General features: G+C 61.0%; 16 protein-coding genes and 2 riboswitches. Of the genes, 7 read left to right on the plus strand and 9 right to left on the minus strand.

Annotation, left to right across the window (positions count from 1 at the left end; genetic code table 11):
- On the plus strand, nt 1-1,239 hold a 1,239-nt coding region (locus tag RI518_RS01750; RefSeq protein ID WP_310689198.1), incomplete at its 5' end, for an aldehyde dehydrogenase family protein.
- A 132-nt stretch (nt 1,240-1,371) separates the two neighbouring features.
- Nucleotides 1,372-1,782, plus strand: coding sequence for a DUF779 domain-containing protein (locus tag RI518_RS01755; protein ID WP_104913140.1), 411 nt, complete (start codon nt 1,372-1,374; stop codon nt 1,780-1,782).
- Nucleotides 1,783-1,908: 126 nt separating this feature from the next.
- On the opposite strand, the gene gcvP is transcribed toward RI518_RS01755, so the two are convergent.
- Genes gcvP through gcvT form a run of 3 tightly spaced genes read right to left on the minus strand, consistent with a single transcriptional unit; the run spans nt 1,909 to nt 6,353 of the window.
- Entirely contained in the window at nt 1,909-4,848 is a 2,940-nt protein-coding gene (gene gcvP / locus RI518_RS01760; RefSeq protein WP_310689199.1) for an aminomethyl-transferring glycine dehydrogenase, read from the minus strand.
- Nucleotides 4,849-5,223 (minus strand): glycine cleavage system protein GcvH, encoded by a 375-nt coding sequence (gcvH, locus tag RI518_RS01765; protein ID WP_310672338.1) that lies wholly within the window; start codon nt 5,221-5,223, stop codon nt 4,849-4,851.
- 5 nt (nt 5,224-5,228) lie between these two features.
- Nucleotides 5,229-6,353 (minus strand): glycine cleavage system aminomethyltransferase GcvT, encoded by a 1,125-nt coding sequence (gene gcvT / locus RI518_RS01770; protein WP_310689200.1) that lies wholly within the window; start codon nt 6,351-6,353, stop codon nt 5,229-5,231.
- Between the two features lie 42 nt (nt 6,354-6,395).
- A riboswitch (glycine riboswitch) is annotated at nt 6,396-6,481 on the minus strand.
- Nucleotides 6,482-6,577, minus strand: a riboswitch (glycine riboswitch).
- 180 nt (nt 6,578-6,757) lie between these two features.
- On the opposite strand from gcvT, the gene RI518_RS01775 reads away from it, so the two are divergent.
- A complete protein-coding gene (locus tag RI518_RS01775; protein ID WP_310689201.1) occupies nt 6,758-8,140 on the plus strand; it encodes a family 1 glycosylhydrolase in 1,383 nt (460 codons plus the stop codon).
- On the opposite strand, the gene RI518_RS01780 is transcribed toward RI518_RS01775, so the two are convergent.
- Nucleotides 8,137-8,898, minus strand: coding sequence for an LON peptidase substrate-binding domain-containing protein (locus RI518_RS01780; RefSeq protein ID WP_310689202.1), 762 nt, complete (start codon nt 8,896-8,898; stop codon nt 8,137-8,139). The two genes, RI518_RS01775 and RI518_RS01780, sit on opposite strands and share 4 nt — an antisense overlap.
- A gap of 112 nt (nt 8,899-9,010) precedes the next feature.
- Between RI518_RS01780 and RI518_RS01785 the strand changes: the two genes are divergently transcribed.
- Nucleotides 9,011-9,271, plus strand: coding sequence for a DUF2892 domain-containing protein (locus RI518_RS01785; protein ID WP_310672342.1), 261 nt, complete (start codon nt 9,011-9,013; stop codon nt 9,269-9,271).
- Nucleotides 9,272-9,398: 127 nt separating this feature from the next.
- Nucleotides 9,399-9,815 carry a DoxX family protein gene (locus RI518_RS01790; protein WP_310672343.1) on the plus strand — a complete coding sequence of 139 codons (417 nt, stop codon included), beginning with the start codon at nt 9,399-9,401 and terminating at the stop codon, nt 9,813-9,815.
- 84 nt (nt 9,816-9,899) lie between these two features.
- On the opposite strand, the gene RI518_RS01795 is transcribed toward RI518_RS01790, so the two are convergent.
- Genes RI518_RS01795 through ychF form a run of 3 tightly spaced genes read right to left on the minus strand, consistent with a single transcriptional unit; the run spans nt 9,900 to nt 11,535 of the window.
- Entirely contained in the window at nt 9,900-10,118 is a 219-nt protein-coding gene (locus RI518_RS01795; protein WP_310689203.1) for a hypothetical protein, read from the minus strand.
- A 47-nt stretch (nt 10,119-10,165) separates the two neighbouring features.
- On the minus strand, nt 10,166-10,411 hold the full coding sequence (locus RI518_RS01800) for a type II toxin-antitoxin system prevent-host-death family antitoxin (RefSeq protein ID WP_310689204.1): 246 nt from the start codon (nt 10,409-10,411) through the stop codon (nt 10,166-10,168).
- Between the two features lie 50 nt (nt 10,412-10,461).
- The gene (ychF, locus tag RI518_RS01805; RefSeq protein WP_310671877.1) at nt 10,462-11,535 is read right to left on the minus strand and encodes a redox-regulated ATPase YchF; all 1,074 of its coding nucleotides are present in this window, start codon (nt 11,533-11,535) and stop codon (nt 10,462-10,464) included.
- A gap of 81 nt (nt 11,536-11,616) precedes the next feature.
- On the opposite strand from ychF, the gene rmuC reads away from it, so the two are divergent.
- Nucleotides 11,617-12,879, plus strand: coding sequence for a DNA recombination protein RmuC (gene rmuC, locus RI518_RS01810; protein ID WP_310671876.1), 1,263 nt, complete (start codon nt 11,617-11,619; stop codon nt 12,877-12,879).
- Between the two features lie 15 nt (nt 12,880-12,894).
- On the opposite strand, the gene glpX is transcribed toward rmuC, so the two are convergent.
- The gene (gene glpX / locus RI518_RS01815; RefSeq protein ID WP_310671875.1) at nt 12,895-13,887 is read right to left on the minus strand and encodes a class II fructose-bisphosphatase; all 993 of its coding nucleotides are present in this window, start codon (nt 13,885-13,887) and stop codon (nt 12,895-12,897) included.
- Nucleotides 13,888-14,016: 129 nt separating this feature from the next.
- Between glpX and fbaA the strand changes: the two genes are divergently transcribed.
- The gene (fbaA, locus tag RI518_RS01820; protein WP_310671874.1) at nt 14,017-15,042 is read left to right on the plus strand and encodes a class II fructose-bisphosphate aldolase; all 1,026 of its coding nucleotides are present in this window, start codon (nt 14,017-14,019) and stop codon (nt 15,040-15,042) included.
- 47 nt (nt 15,043-15,089) lie between these two features.
- Here the strand turns inward: fbaA and RI518_RS01825 are convergent, their stop codons facing one another.
- Nucleotides 15,090-16,151 carry a 4-hydroxy-3-methylbut-2-enyl diphosphate reductase gene (locus RI518_RS01825; RefSeq protein ID WP_397428131.1) on the minus strand — a complete coding sequence of 354 codons (1,062 nt, stop codon included), beginning with the start codon at nt 16,149-16,151 and terminating at the stop codon, nt 15,090-15,092.
- Between the last annotated feature and the right edge of the window lie 36 nt (nt 16,152-16,187).

Genomic DNA, 16,187 nt, shown 5'->3' on the forward strand with positions numbered 1-16,187 from the left:
TTGGAATTGTTGGCGGTCGCAGAAACGTGGGATAACGGTAAAGCCGTGCGGGAAACCCTGAACGCCGATATCCCTCTCGCCGCCGACCACTTCCGCTACTTTGCGGCAGCCGTTCGGGCACAAGATGGCGACTTCCAGGAAATGGATGGCGACATGACCGCCTACCACTACCACGAACCGTTGGGTGTGGTGGGACAGATCATCCCCTGGAACTTCCCCATTTTGATGGCGGCGTGGAAACTCGCTCCCGCCCTCTCGGCGGGTAACGCCGTCGTGTTGAAACCGGCCGAACAAACCCCGGCGTCGATTTTGGTCCTCATTGAGCTCATCGGCGACATTTTGCCTCCCGGTGTCCTCAACATCGTGAACGGTTTTGGTGCGGAAGCCGGGAAGCCTCTGGCATCAAGCCCGAGGATTAGAAAGATTGCTTTCACCGGTGAGACCACCACGGGTCGGTTGATCTTGCAGTATGCAAGCGCCAACATCATCCCCACCACGTTGGAGTTGGGCGGCAAGAGCCCCAACCTGTTCTTCGATGACATCTCACAGCAGCAGGATGACTTCCACGACAAGTGCCTGGAAGGGTTCACCATGTTCGCCCTCAACCAGGGCGAAGTGTGTACGTGTCCGAGCCGGGCTCTGATTCAAAAGAGCCACTACGACTCATTCTTGGGGGACGCCATCGAGCGCACGAAGAAAGTCGTGCAAGGTAACCCGCTGGATGTCAACACGATGATGGGCGCTCAGGCCTCCAACGACCAGTTGGAAAAGATCCTCAGCTACATCGATATCGGTAAGCAGGAGGGTGCGAAACTGCTGCTCGGGGGCAACCAGGTCAACCTGGGTGGCGACCTCGCTGAGGGCTACTACGTCGAGCCGACCATCTTCGAAGGCAACAACAAGATGCGACTGTTCCAGGAGGAAATCTTCGGACCCGTCGTCTCCGTCACGTCGTTTGACGACTATGACGACGCCATCCAGATCGCCAACGACACTCTCTACGGTTTGGGTGCCGGAGTGTGGTCGAGAAATGGCAACACCGCCTACCGTGCCGGGCGCGACATCCAGGCCGGCCGCGTGTGGGTGAACAACTACCACGCGTACCCCGCCGGTGCGGCTTTCGGTGGGTACAAGAGCAGTGGTATCGGTAGGGAGAACAACAAGTTGGCGCTCAGCCACTACCAGCAGACCAAAAACCTTCTGGTGTCTTACAGCGAAAAAGCGATGGGCTTCTTCTAAACCCAGTGCTTCGCCGCTAAAATGGGGGTGGGGACAAAGTCCCCACCCCCATTACCCCCGCCGCAACACCGGGTAAGCCCATACCCACCACAACTTCACACCCACACAGAGAACCTCAACGAGGAGGATCAGATGATTGAGGCAACCCCCACAATCGAGGGTGAAACCATTTCCCGCGTCGCCTTAAGCGACGAGGCCGCCACCCTTCTTCGCACCCTCTGGGACATGCACGGACCACTCATGTTCCACCAGTCCGGTGGCTGTTGCGACGGCAGTGCACCGATGTGTTTTGCCGAAGGTGACTATATGACCGGACCCGGTGACGTTCGACTGGGTGAGTTCGACATTTCTGAAGCCCAGGATGGCTCCCAACCGATTTCTTTCTGGATGTCCACCGAACAGTTCCAATACTGGTCTCACACCCACCTCACCGTGGATGCCGTCCCAGGACGCGGAGCCGGATTCTCGCTAGAAGGCCCGGAAGGCAAGCGCTTCATCATCCACTCACGCCTGATGGAGACCGCAGAACCCTTCGTGGCCTAGTACTCTGCCGGGCAGGGAGCACTGCGTTCGCCAGAGACCCGTCGGAGTCGAGCTCCCTTCCGGGGGAGATGACCAACTGCCCACCCGCCACCCAGGAAGCCCCCGGGAGCGAAGCGTCACTGACTACTAGGAATCCGCTCCCGCAAATGCCTCAATCGGCGGACAGGCACACACCAGGTTTCGATCCCCGTAGGCTTGGTCGACTCGACCGACGGGGGGCCAGTATTTACCAGTCACCCGTGGGTCAGCCCCGTGTTGGGAACTATCCACTCCCCCGATGGCGGGATAGGTCGCCAGGGTGCGCGAGTAGGGGTGTTCCCACAGGTCGCTGATTGCTTCCGCTGCGGGGTGGGGGGCGTTAGTCAGCGGGTTATCCTCTGCTGGCCACACACCGTCTTTCACCGCACGCGATTCTTCGCGGATGCGAATCATCGCGTCGATGAACCGATCGAGCTCGCCGAGGTCTTCACTCTCGGTCGGCTCCACCATGAGTGTTCCGGGTACCGGAAAGGACATGGTGGGGGCGTGGAAGCCGTAGTCCATTAAGCGCTTGGCGACATCATCCACACTCACACCGGTCTCAGCGGTGATGGGCCTGATATCGAGGACCACTTCGTGGGCGACGAGGCCGTTTTCTCCGACATAGAGCACCGGGTAGTGCTCTGCCAGTCGACTGGCGATGTAGTTGGCGGCGAGGACCGCTCGGGCGGTGGCTTTTCGCAGGCCCTCTGGTCCCATCATCCGCACATAAGCCCAACTAATGGGCAGGATGCTGGGGCTGCCGTAGGGCGCAGCCGATACAGCTGGGCCCTGGTGGACAAAGGATCCTGTCTGCCCGCTGCCCTCATCAAAGGGTGGGTGGGCGGTGGTTTGGGCGAACGGGTGACCGGGCAGGAAGGGCGCGAGGTGTGCTTTTGCGCCCACCGGTCCGACCCCGGGGCCTCCCCCACCGTGTGGGATGCAGAAGGTTTTGTGCAGGTTCAGGTGCGACACGTCGCCCCCGATGTCGCCGTAGCGGGAGAAACCGACCAGGGCGTTGAGGTTGGCCCCATCGATGTAGACCTGACCGCCCGCCTCATGGACCAGGTCGGTGATGGTGTTAATGCCGTGTTCGTACACACCGTGTGTGGAGGGGTAGGTGACCATCAGTGCGGCCAGGTTTTCACCGTATTCGGCGATCTTTGCCTTCACGTCGTCAATGTCGACATCGCCCTGTTCGTTACAGGCCAACACCACCACCTGCATTCCCGCCAACACCGCACTGGCGGCGTTGGTGCCGTGGGCACTGGAGGGAATGAGACAAATGGTGCGGTGGTGATCACCGCGTGAGCGGTGATACCCGCGAATGGCGAGCAGTCCGGCGTATTCGCCTTGACTGCCGGCGTTGGGTTGGAGTGACACGGAGTCGTAACCGGTGAGCTCCGCCAACCAGGTTTCCAGATGCGACATCAACACCATGTAACCGGCGACATCGTCTGCCGGGGCAAACGGGTGTAGTCCAGCAAATTCTGGCCAGCTGACCGCTTCCATTTCTGTCGCGGCGTTGAGTTTCATGGTGCAACTACCCAGTGGAATCATCCCGCGATCCAGCGCATAATCCTTATCCGCCAGGGATTTCAGGTAGCGCATCATCTGGGTTTCTGACTGGTGCACGTGGAACACCGGGTGGTCTAAGTAACCCGTGGTGCGCGTGAGGGCTGTGGGTAGTGCGGTGTGGTCAGCGTGCTGGCCTCGGTAGCCAGAGAGTCCAAATGCCGCCGATAGCGCCTCGAAGACATCAGCTCCCACCCCTCGGCCGGAGGCTTCGGCGGTGGTTTGATCGAACGACAGCGACACGGTGTCGCTGTCGACTGCTCGGATCAGCAGACCGTGTGTGTAGGCCGTCTGCACAATGTCGTGGGCTTTGCCCGGGGTGCGCACCTGAATGGTGTCGAAAAACTCGTCGTGGACGAGGTCAAATCCTGCCTCTTTCAGACGCTTCGCAAAACCTGCCGCTTGCGCGGCAATGCTCGTCGCGATTGAGCGCAAACCATCGGGGCCGTGATAGGCGGCGAACATTCCGGCCATTACCGCAAGCAGTACCTGTGCGGTGCAAATGTTGCTGGTCGCCCGGTCGCGGCGAATGTGCTGTTCGCGGGTTTGTAAGGTCAGCCGGTAGGCGGGGTTACCAAAACGATCCTGCGAGACACCGACCAGGCGTCCCGGCATTTGGCGCTCTAAGCCTGCACGAACAGCGAGGTAGCCGGCGTGGGGGCCACCAAAGCCCAGGGGAATACCAAAACGCTGCGTGGTGCCCACCGCAATGTCGGCGGCCATCTCCCCCGGTGGGGTGAGAAGGGTCAGCGCCATCAAATCGGCGGCGACCACGGCGAGGCCGCCAGCGTCCTTTACTCGGGTGATGGCGCCTCGTGGGTCCCACACCCGACCGGATGCTCCCGGGTATTGCACGATGGCACCAAACGCTTCCGGTAAATCACCCAAGAAATCCGTTTCCACCAGCTCGATTCCCAGTGGTTCTGCCCGGCCCGCGAGCACGGCTTTGGTTTGGGGCAGGGTGTCGACGTCGACCAAGAACACGTTGGCGGCGACGCCAGAGGCGCGCCTCGCGAGCAGCATCGCTTCGGCGACGGCGGTGGCTTCATCCAACATGGAGGCGTTTGCGACCGGCAGGCCGGTGAGGTCGCCGACCATGGTTTGGAAGTTCAACAGGGCTTCTAGTCGGCCCTGGGAAATTTCTGGCTGGTAGGGGGTGTAGGCGGTATACCAGCTGGGGTTTTCAAAGACGTTTCTTTTCACCACGCTCGGGGTGTAGCTGGGGTAATACCCCATACCCAACATGGACCGGTGGGCGTTGTTGTGATCGGCGAGCGCTCGAAGCTCCTGCAACACTTCCGCTTCACTCGCCGGCGGCGGAATGATTGATTCGAGTGCGTCCTGGGTGAGGTGGGCGGGGACTGCTTTGTCCATCAACTCATCGAGGCTTTCAAAGCCCAATGCTTGGAGCATGAGGGCTTCGGCGGAGTCGTCTACTCCGAGGTGGCGGGCGGAAAACGGTTGCTGTGTCATTTATTGGCCAATCAGTGCGGTGTAGGCGTCGGCGTCCATCAGGTCTGGACTGTCCGTGGTGTCCACACGAAACAGCCACCCTTCGCCGTAGGGGTCACGGTTAATCAGTTCAGGGTCATCGACTACGGCCTGGTTGGTCTCGACCACTGTGCCGGTGACGGGGCTAAAGATTTCTCCCACCGATTTGGTCGATTCCACTTCCCCGACAATCGCTCCTGCCTGGACGCTGCTGCCCACTGCGGGGTGGTCGACGTAGACGACGTCACCGAGGGCATCAGCGGCGTAGCGGGTGATGCCGATTTTCAGGCTGTCACCGTCGGCCAGGACCCATTCATGATCGGAGGTGTAGCGCAGGTGGGAGGGAACATCTGACATGAGGGTCAGTCCTTTCGTCGGCGATAGAAGGGCAGGGCCACCACTCGTGCGGGGACCATCTGGCCGCGCACGTCGAGGTGTAATTCGGTGTCGAGGTCTTTGTAGTCACGCTCCACCATCGCCATCGCAATGGGGTAGCCAAGGGTGGGCGAGAGCGCACCGGAGGTGACCTGACCGACGACGTCCATCGTTCCGGGGTCTACTACCGGGTAGCCGGCGCGGGCTGCGCGCCGGCCTTCGGCCACCAGGCCCACCAGGATCCGTGTGGAGGGCTCGGGGTGTTCCACCAGCCACGCTTTGCCCACAAAGTCGTCTTTTTCTTTATCGACAACCCTGGCAAGGCGCGCCTCTGCGGGCTTCGTAGTGGGGTGTAATTCGTTGCCATACAGCGCCATTCCTGCTTCAAGACGCAGGGTGTCACGTGCGGCGAGGCCACACAGTTGCAGGTCGTAATCCACTCCGGCAGCAACTAAGGCCTGCCAGAGGGCAGCGCCGTGGTCTTTGTCGATGTAGAGCTCAAAACCGTCTTCACCGGTGTAACCGGTGCGGGCAACCCACAGTGGTGTATCAACGGATTCTGCGCGAAACACCGCGGAGGTGATCCGGTAGTAGCCCAGGTCCGACAACTCAGTGTTGAGGTGAAGCTCGGGCACTGCATCAAGCAGTGCCCTGGATACGGGACCTTGAACGGCGACCATCACGGTCTGGTCGGTATCGTCTCGCACACTGGCGTCAAAGCGATCCACCCGGGCGGTCAACTCGGCGACCACTTCGTCGCGGTTACCCGCGTTAGCAACCACCAGGTAGTCGTCCTGTGCGAGGCGGTAGACGACAAGGTCGTCGATGATGCCGGCCCGATCGTTCAACATCAGTGAATATTTGGCCTCACCGGGTTCGAGTACTGAGAGTCGACCAGACAGGGCGTAGTCCAAGGCGGTCGCAGCCTCGGGGCCTGCTATCCGGATTTCTGCCATGTGGCTTAAGTCGAACAGCCCCGCTGTGGTGCGCACCGCGTGGTGTTCGGCGAGGTCAGAGCTGTAGCGCACCGGCATAGACCAACCAGAAAAGTCGGTAAAGCTCGCACCGGCCTGCTCATGAATCTGATGCAGGGGTGTGTGCCGACTGGTCACTGGAGCCTCCCGGATTCGGACGCGACGAATGTCGCTGATGGCTCCCCCTCTGTCATTGGCCTGAGAGTTTCACGCGGGTAGCGCTTTCACCGTCGGCGGGATTGAACCCAATCCGCTTTCCAGAGTGGCCTTGCCGCGCGATACATGGCACCTGAGAGATTGGCGGGGAGGCTTGCTCCTTCGGTGTTGACTGCCGGGGCAGTCAACTCTCTCGCACGGCGTGAGGCCCAGTGTGAAGTTTTGCCCAGCGTAGCAAAGGCCCGCGCTCAGTGGATGAACCGCCTCGCGGAAATATGGGGAGGGGCGTGTGGCTCGAGGCGGTGAGCATGAGGGAGCGTTGAGCATCAGGGGTTAACCCCCGTAGCGGGACACAAATGCTGAGCAGCATTCGGTACCATGACGCCATGGCGTCTACTGAATCTCCGCAGACGATAAGGGGGAGTTTCCCCGACGATTTCACTTTCGGTGTCGCGACGTCTTCGTGGCAAATTGAAGGGTCGAGTGCGACTCGCGCGGAGTCGATTTGGGATCGTTTCGCCAAAATTCCAGGCGCCATTGTCGATGGCAGCAGCGCTGATCCCGCCTGCGATCACCTCAACCGGGTCGAAGAGGACGTGGACCTGATTGGCCAGTTGGGTGTCGGCGCCTACCGGTTTTCGGTCTCCTGGCCGCGGTTTATGCCCGGTGGTACCGGAGCGGCCTCGCGCTCCGGGGCGGGTTTTTATGACCGCCTCATTGATTTGCTCCTCGAGCGCGGTATTCAACCCCTCCTCACCGCCTACCACTGGGATCTCCCGCAGAGCCTGCAGGAAAGCGGTGGTTGGTTACACCCCGATATGCCCCACTGGTTTGCCGACTACTGCCAGGCCTTAGGCGAGCGCTACGGCGACCGGGTGAGCCATATCGCGACCCTCAACGAACCCTGGGTCAGTGCGTTTTTAGGGTATGCGGCCGGTATTCACGCCCCCGGTGTGGTGAACGCCGGCCAAGCACTAGAGGTCGCCTACCGCCTCATGGTGGCCAGTGGCCACGGTGTGAGCGCACTGCGCAATGCCGGGGTGGGCAACCCCGGCATTGTGTTGAACCTCACCACGGTGCGAAGCGAAGACCCGGGGGCCGAAAAGGCGAGAGACCACATCGACCGGCTCCAGAACACCCTGTTTACTGACCTCCTGGCCGGTCGGGGGGTTTCCGATGCGGTCCGCCGCTCCACCGACATCCTCACCGACTGGTCGTTTGTGACCGATGAGGGCGTCGAGGCCGCCGCCACCCCCATCTCGTGGTTGGGCGTCAACTACTACACCCCCATTCGCGTGGCCCTGCCCCGCGAATCTGACCAGACCGCCGGTGTCGGCCAGGACACCGTGGTGTATCCGGCGTGCCCTCCCGCGAGCCTTCAGCCGCGAGGACCACTGACCACCATGGGCTGGGAGGTCGACCCGAAGGGCCTGCGCGACACCCTGGTCGAAACCGCTGCCGCGCTTCCCGGCCTCCCCCTGTGGGTCACCGAAAACGGTGCGGCCTATGCCGACCGGGTGCTCGACGGTGATGTCTACGACCCCGATCGCATCTCCTACCTGAGCGGCCACCTCGCCGCGGCAGCCGAAGCCATCGACGAGGGTGTTCCCCTCCAGGGTTACTGCGCGTGGTCACTAATGGACAATTTGGAGTGGGCTGAGGGCAGGACGCAAACGTTCGGACTGGTCCATGTCGACCCGGAGACGATGCAACGCATTCCCAAAGCCAGCTTCCACTTCTACGCCGATATCGCCAAAGGCGAGCGCTAGCGAGAAGTATCGGGGGGCGACTGGCCCGGCCCGTCATCCGGCGGATCGGATGAGGTGGGCTTATCCGGGGCATCAGTGTCCGGGGCATCAGTGTCCGGGGCATCAGTGTCCGGGGCATCAGTGTCCGGGGCATTACTGTCGGGGGCGATGTCTTCTGGGTGGCTAAGCCCCTGTCGGGTCTCCCGGGTCATTTCCTCCAGCCTGGTGAAGAGCTCGTCGGTGCTCTGACAGCGCAGCAAGACGAACTGGTCGATTGTGCTGAGCGGTGCAATGCCGGCGAGTTGCCAAAGCCTGGAGACGGGCTCGTCGGCGACCGGGGTGTCGACGGGCCATTGGCCAAGGTCAAAGTCATGGGCCAGTGCCAGGGTGTCGCGCACTTCCTGTTCGAGGGGGTCCAGCCTTAGAGCAAGGCCTTCTTGTTCGTCCAGGCCGTCGAGAAATTCGACTTCCGCCCGGGGGAAGGGTTCGTCGTCTAACCAGCGGGTCACTTCGAAACGCCTGGTGCCGTGACCGGTGACCACAAGGTGGCCCTCCGGCGCTTCAATTTCGGTAATCCGGGCAATCGTTCCGACCCCGAAGCGTTGGTCGCCGCCTCCGACTTCGGCTCCGCGCTCGATGAGAACAATGCCGAATTCGGGGTAGTCGGTTTCCAGCAGTTCGCCGACCATTTTTAAATAGCGCGGTTCGAAGACTTGAAGGGCAAAGGGCATCGCCGGGAGCAAGACGGTGCCAAGGGGGAACATGGGCAGTGTGGGCATGTCTCCAGACAATCACGTGGTCCTGGCGGGGACCAGTGCCTGTCAGAAAATTGCCTGTGAATCTTCTCTACGCCCCTTGCCTCACGATACCCCGGGGGGTATCGTGAGGGTCATGAAGAAAGATAAAAGCACCCTCGCGATGATTTCGTTCATGTCCGGACCGTGGGGCCGAGGTGCCAGAATCGTCGGTGGCGTCGCCCTGTGGGCGATCGCCATCATCGATGGCGGTTGGGCGTGGCTGCTGGCCATCCCCGGCACCATGATGCTCACGACCGGGGTGATGAACTACTGCCCCGCCGGTCTGATGCTGGAAAAGCCCAAGGATCGCACCGAATTTATGGCGTCACTAAAGCCCGTCAACCTCTTGAAATAACCCGAGGGTCCACTTAACCCGCCACTGGCAGGCCCCCCACCTGGGGGGCCTGTTACGGTGTGCGAGGCCTCGAGGACACACCTCCCCGAGGCCCAGTACGAAGTAGCAAACAATGAGGAGTAATCACGTGAATATTGTGTTGTGGGCCATGCAGTGGCTTTTTGGAATTTATTGGCTCGCCATCGGAGTCGTGCACTTCATCGTCCCGCCGGGACTGCCCGCCCCGATGTCGTGGATGTATGAACTAAGCCCCGAACTGCACGCGATCTCCGGCACGCTGGAAATCTTGGGTGGCCTCGGACTGCTCCTGCCCGCGCTGTTTAAGCGCGCCGTGTTCTTAGTGCCCCTCGCCGCACTGGGCCTCGCCGGCGTCATGGGTGCGGCCATGATCTGGCACGTCCAGCACGAGAGCTTCGCGCAAACCGGTCCGCTAAACATCACGATCGCCGCCATCATGCTCTTTATCGCCTGGGGCCGTTGGAAGCTTCGGCCACACACCCCCCGGGTCCAGGCCACAGCCCCCGAAAGTCCCGTCACCGCCTAAGACACACTCCAGCGCCGTTGCAGAGGTCACGAACCCTGCAACGGCGCTGCAGTGCGGGGGTAATCTCGGACAGCTAAGTGTCACTTATTGCAATAAGTGACACTTAGACAGGTCGTAAGTGTCACTTATGGACGCGCAGGCGTCCCGCTCTTCCGGGCGGTCCAACGCAAGCCTGCGTTGGGAGACACCCCATTCCTGGAGAAACTCCTCCAACAACACCTCTCCCGGATGCACCGCTTCCCACCGACCCTCGACGTCAGCCTCGGTGGCAGTCGACACGTTCGCCATTTTCGATCCCTCCATGCCTCCAGACGAAACACACTCGCCCGGTCCGCCGCTGCCCGAGACTCTTACTCGCCGATTTCCTCAACCAGCTCGTCATGAGAAACACGGCCGCGCTCCTGACGTGCCCGCGTCACGGCCTCAACATCAGCCTGGTCTTCCAGCGCTTGCAGTGCGCGGCGATAGAACTCAGGAGAGACCACAACAGCTCGGACCCGTGCGCCTCGAGAGGTAATTTCTACCGGTTCGCGCTGGGCTGTCGCGATGTAATCACTTTGGCGACCACGAAACTCCGAAAGCGTTACCGATGCCATGACGCCGAGACTACAAGATGGTCAAGTTGTACAACAAGTCCTATTGTTGGCTAACTCGAAAAACGAAACTCCACGACATCGCCATCGTGCATGACATAGTCCTTGCCCTCAATGCGGGCTTTGCCTTGGGCCCTGGCTTCCTGAAGCGACCCCGCTGCCACCAGGTCATCAAAGCTTGTGACTTCCGCTTTGATGAACCCCTTTTCGAAGTCGGTGTGGATTACACCGGCTGCTTGGGGGGCTTTTGCACCCTGGGGGATTGTCCACGCACGGGATTCTTTAGGGCCTGCGGTGAGGTAGGTGTGGAGGCCGAGGGTGTCAAAACCCACCCGGGCAAGCTGGTCTAACCCACTCTCATCTTGACCGAGCGAGGCGAGCAGTTCCCCAGCCTCTTCCGCGCTCAGGTCCATCAGTTCACTCTCCACCTTCGCGTCTAAGAAGACCGCTTTGACCGGTGCAACCATTTCGCGCAGTTGGGCCATCTTGGTGTCACTGGCCAAGACATCCTCGTCGACGTTGAACACATAAAGGAAGGGTTTTGCCGTGAGGAGGCCCAGCTCTTTAATGGGGCTCACATCGACCCCCGCCTGGAAGAGCGTCTCGCCACGATCAAGAACCTCTTTGGCCTCCAGCGCCGCCTCCAGCGTGGCCGGCTCTGCGCGCTTACCTTTGACTTCCTTTTCTAGGCGCACAATGGCGCGCTCCAAGGTTTGCAGGTCGGCCAAAATCAGTTCGGTGTTGATGGTTTCTAAATCTGATGCGGGGTTGACCCCTCCATCGACGTGGACGACGTCCGGATCGGAAAACACTCGGACTACTTGGGCAATGGCGTCGGCTTCACGGATATGGGCCAGAAATTGATTGCCGAGCCCTTCGCCCTCGCTGGCGCCTTTTACTATTCCCGCAATGTCGACAAACGACACCGTCGCCGGAACAACCTTTTCGCTGTTGTGCATTTTCGCGAGGGTGTCGAGCCGGCTATCGGGCAGGTTCACCACACCGACGTTGGGTTCAATCGTGGCGAACGGGTAGTTCGCCGCGAGAACGGTGTTCTTTGTCAGGGCATTAAATAGTGTGGATTTGCCGACATTGGGCAAACCGACGATTCCGATTGTGAGAGCCACAACCCCCGAGCCTACTGGAGCCCGCTACCCCCGGTGCCCGAAACTCCCGGCGTCGTCGGTAGTGGGTGAGAGACTAAAGGCATGGAATTTCTTGGACTGTGGATCACCGCCGCCCTCGTGCTGGGAGTCGCAGCCGGGTTTGGCCTGGCCGGGTATTTCCGCCGAAGCCAGCTCAGCTCCCTCAATTCCCAACTGCACTCCGAGCAGGAGCGCTCCCAGGCCCTCATCGCCCAACTCGAACTCCTCCAAAACCAATACGACCAGCTTCGGGAGAAAAATACCGAGGATCAAAAACTGATCCACATGCTGGAGCCCCTTCGCGACCAACTGACCAAAGTCGACCGCGCCGTCACCGAAATGGAGCGGGTGAGAAGCGAACAGGCCTCCACCCTCTCCGAACAGTTGCGCCAAGTGGTTCACAACGATGAACAGTTGCGCCGCACGACCGAATCATTAGAGACCGCGCTCCGCGGCGGCCAAACCCGCGGCCGCTGGGGGGAAGTGCAACTGCGGCGCATCGCCGAGAGTGCGGGACTTTTGAACAAGCTCGACTTTGTGGAGCAAAAACAGGTCGAAGGCGAAGGCCTTGGTAAACCGGATATGACGCTGCGGCTCCCCGGAGATAAATACATCGCCATCGATTCGAAAGTGCCCTTCTCCGCGTACTGGGACGCGCAAGAAATTCCCCCCTCCGCCACGGGCGACGAACTGCGTCGACGCACCGCCCTCCTGGACGACCACGTCAAGTCGGTGCGCTCCCACGTGGAGAGCCTGAGTAAAAAGTCCTACTGGAACAACCTCACCAACTCCCCCGAATTTGTGATCTGCTTCATTCCCACCGAAGCCCTGCTCTCCGCCGCCCTCGAGGGTGACCCCGATTTGATGGAGTGGTCATTTAGTAAACGCGTCGCCCTCGCCTCACCGGTCTCGGTGTGGTCGGTAATGAAAACCGTCGCCTTCGCCTGGCAGCAAGACGCCCTCACCCAGGACGCGAAAACACTCTTCGAGGTGGGCCGCGAACTCCACCAACGCCTTGGCACAATGGCCGAGCGAATCGACAAACTGGGCCGCTCCATTCGAGGTGCGGTCAAGGATTACAACGCCTTCGTCGGCACCCTCGAATCCCGGGTCATTCCCAGTGCGAGAAAACTGAGTGTGCTGGGCGATGGAGACGGAATGCCAGAGCAGTTACCCGGCATCGACGAGCCGGTACGCGATATGAGCGCCAGCGAACTCACCTCAGCCCTGGACGTTGACGAAACCGACGTGAACGAAACCGACGTTGACACGTCCAGTGGCGACGAAACCAGTGGCGACGATCCGGCGGAACTCAGCGCGAAGTAGCGGCGTGGTGAGCGCTTAGTCGTCCAACCATTTCGAGGCTTGGTGGTCGGCACTGACCCGGCGCATCGTGCCGGAGCGCGAACGAAGCGCGATACTCTCCGTGGAGATTAAGCCACCCTGCCGGCGCACGCCGCGAACCAATTCACCATCGGTCACACCGGTGGCCACGAAGAACGTGTTGTCGCTTCGGACCAAATCGTCCAAGCCGTAGACGTGATCGAATTGGAGGCCGGCATCTTGTCCGCGCTGGCGTTCCTCGTCACTCTGGGGGGCGAGTCGACCCTGCATGAAACCACCGAGCGCCTTAATCGCACACGCCGTGGCGACACCCTCTGGGCTTCCTCCGATACCGACGGCCATATCAATGCGACTGTCGTGTCGGGCCGCGTTAATTCCCGCGGCCACATCGCCGTCAAAAATGAGCCTGGTTCCCGCGCCGGCGTCGCGAATCTGCTGGATTAACGCGTCGTGTCGCGGCCGGTCCAGCACCGCAACGCGAATCTCATCGATGGGTTTGTCCTTCGCCCGTGCCAGCGCGGCAATGTTTTCCGCCAGTGGGCGATCGATGTCCAACACCCCGATGCCCTCCTCGGAGGCCACCATTTTTTCCATGTAAAACACACTGGAGGCATCGAGCATGCTGCCGCGCTCAGCCACGGCGATCATTGAGATCGCGTGGCTTCGCCCCGCCGCGGTCAGCGAGGTGCCATCGATGGGGTCGACGGCAATATCCACCTGAGGGCCCTGACCGGTGCCCACGATCTCTCCGTTGAACAGCATCGGGGCGTCGTCTTTTTCGCCCTCACCGATCACCACCACACCCTGAAAGTTCACCGTCGAGAGGAACTTTCGCATCGCATCCACCGCAGCCTTATCAGCAGCGTTTTTATCGCCACGACCAATCCACGGTGTGGCACGAATCGCGGCCGCCTCGGTCGCTCGAACGAGCTCCATCGCCAAGTTTCGATCGGGGTGACTAAACAGCTCGCCGGGTTCTTCGTTGATCATGTCCACCCCTTCAGGCCGAATGCCCACAGTCTAGTCGGGCGGTGATTGGTGAGGAGAAGACCCCCTGGCGGGCGCCATTGCGCGCGGTAGGCTGGGCGGGACATGATCATCACCCTGTAGGAGAAACCCATGCCGGTTGTCAGCACTGAACAGTACGCCCAGATCATCGACCAGGCGAAAGCCACAGGGTTCGCCCTTCCCGCCATCAACGTGAGTTCCTCCCAGACCATTAACGCGGCGCTCCAAGGGTTTGCCGAAGCCGAATCTGACGGCATCATCCAGGTCTCCACCGGAGGCGCCGACTACTTCTCCGGCCACACCGTCAAAGCCCGAGTATCCGGTGCGATGGCGTTTGCCCAGTACGTCACCGAGGTGGCAAAAAACTACCCGATTCACGTCGCCGTGCACACCGACCACTGCCCGAAAGACGCCCTCGATGGCTTCGTGCGGCCACTCATTAGCGCGTCCGAAGAAGAGGTAAAAGCCGGACGGGCGCCGCTCTTCCAGTCGCACATGTGGGACGGCTCCGCCGTCCCCCTCGAGGAGAACCTCCGGATCGCCCAGGAGCTCCTCGAGCGCACCAGCGCGCTCGGCCAAATCCTCGAAGTAGAAATTGGCGTCGTCGGCGGCGAAGAAGACGGTGTCAGCCACGAAATCAACGACAAGCTCTACACCACTCTCGAAGACGCCATCGCAACGGTCGAAGCCCTCGGACTCGGCGAGAAGGGCCGCTACCTCACTGCCCTCACCTTTGGAAACGTCCACGGTGTCTATAAGCCCGGAAACGTCACCCTCAAGCCCGAACTCTTAGCCGAAATCCAAGAGGGCTTGGCCGCGAAGTTTTCCACCGCGGCCAAACCGATGGACCTGGTCTTCCACGGCGGATCTGGCTCAACCGAAGAAGAAATCCAGACTGCCGTCTCACACGGTGTGATCAAAATGAATGTCGACACCGACACCCAGTATGCGTTTACCCGGTCTATTGCCCACTCGATGCTCACCAAATACGACCAGGTGCTCCGCGTCGACGGCGAAGTGGGAAATAAGAAGGTCTACGACCCTCGCGCCTGGGGGAAAGACGCGGAAACCGCGATGGCGGCCCGAGTCGTCTCCGCGGCCGAGCAGCTGGGCTCTGCCGGACACGCCCTGAAATAACCCACCGGGTTCGACCAGAGGCCCCGCCCTGACGGGGCCCACTCGAGTTAGCGGGTTCGACCACCCAGGGCGCGCTCATCGGTTTTTCCCTGAGCGTCCTTGCGCAGCTCTTTGGGAAGCGAGAATTGCAGGTCTTCCTCGGCGGTGCGGATTTCTTCCACATCGCGGTAGCCGGCATCGGCCAGGTCGGCGAGCGCCTGGTCGACCAGGACTTCCGGGACGGAAGCCCCCGAAGTCACACCAATTGTGTTGACCCCCTCGAGCCACTCCTGCTTAATTTCACTGGCGTAGTCAACGCGGTAGGAGGCGCGGGCCCCGTATTCCAGGGCCACCTCCACCAGACGAACGCTGTTGGACGAGTTTTCTGATCCGACCACGATCACCAAATCGCACTCTTCGGCGATTTTCTTAATGGCCACCTGCCGGTTTTGGGTCGCGTAGCAGATGTCGTCGCTCGGCGGGTCTTGGAGGTGGGGGAAGCGGGCGCGAAGCCGGCGCACCGTCTCCATCGTTTCGTCGACACTCAGGGTGGTCTGGGACAACCAAATCAGGTTCTCGGTCTCGGGGATGTCGATTGTGTCGGCTTCGTCCGGGTCATTGACCAGGGTGGTGTTCTCGGGTGCGTGACCCATCGTGCCTTCGACCTCTTCGTGGCCGTCGTGGCCGATGAGCACAATGTGGAAATCTTGACCCGAGAAGCGCACCGCTTCGCGGTGGACTTTTGTGACCAGCGGGCAGGTCGCGTCAATGGCGTGAAGCTCGCGCTCTTTGGCCTCCTCCACCACCATCGGTGAGACACCGTGGGCGCTAAAGACAATGGTCGAGCCTTCGGGGACCTCTTCCACCTCATCGACAAACACCACACCGCGTGCTTCCAACTCGCGCACCACGTGAATGTTGTGGACGATTTGTTTGCGCACGTACACCGGGGCGCCATAGCGCTCCAAGGCTTTTTCCACGGCGATGACCGCGCGGTCGACGCCTGCGCAGTAACCGCGGGGGGCCGCGAGCAGGATCCGTTTTGTCCCCGAGACGGGGACATCGTGGAGCTTTTCTCGCCGGGCGGGAATCGCGGGTTGCTCGAGCAGGGTGGCAGAACCGTTGGAAATCGTCACCGCCCCAGTGTATCGATGGCCGGGTGGTTC

The organism is Pontimonas sp. (genome assembly GCF_031581085.1).
GTDB lineage: Bacteria > Actinomycetota > Actinomycetes > Actinomycetales > Microbacteriaceae > Pontimonas.

Bases quoted from the DNA above. Each gene is read 5' to 3' on its own strand.
- RI518_RS01755 (WP_104913140.1), top strand. From the start codon at position 1,372: ATGATTGAGGCAACCCCCACAATCGAGGGTGAAACCATTTCCCGCGTC.
- gcvP (WP_310689199.1), bottom strand. From the start codon at position 4,848: ATGACACAGCAACCGTTTTCCGCCCGCCACCTCGGAGTAGACGACTCC.
- gcvH (WP_310672338.1), bottom strand. From the start codon at position 5,223: ATGTCAGATGTTCCCTCCCACCTGCGCTACACCTCCGATCATGAATGG.
- RI518_RS01775 (WP_310689201.1), top strand. From the start codon at position 6,758: ATGGCGTCTACTGAATCTCCGCAGACGATAAGGGGGAGTTTCCCCGAC.
- RI518_RS01780 (WP_310689202.1), bottom strand. From the start codon at position 8,898: ATGCCCACACTGCCCATGTTCCCCCTTGGCACCGTCTTGCTCCCGGCG.
- RI518_RS01785 (WP_310672342.1), top strand. From the start codon at position 9,011: ATGAAGAAAGATAAAAGCACCCTCGCGATGATTTCGTTCATGTCCGGA.
- RI518_RS01795 (WP_310689203.1), bottom strand. From the start codon at position 10,118: ATGGAGGGATCGAAAATGGCGAACGTGTCGACTGCCACCGAGGCTGAC.
- RI518_RS01800 (WP_310689204.1), bottom strand. From the start codon at position 10,411: ATGGCATCGGTAACGCTTTCGGAGTTTCGTGGTCGCCAAAGTGATTAC.
- rmuC (WP_310671876.1), top strand. From the start codon at position 11,617: ATGGAATTTCTTGGACTGTGGATCACCGCCGCCCTCGTGCTGGGAGTC.
- glpX (WP_310671875.1), bottom strand. From the start codon at position 13,887: ATGATCAACGAAGAACCCGGCGAGCTGTTTAGTCACCCCGATCGAAAC.
- fbaA (WP_310671874.1), top strand. From the start codon at position 14,017: ATGCCGGTTGTCAGCACTGAACAGTACGCCCAGATCATCGACCAGGCG.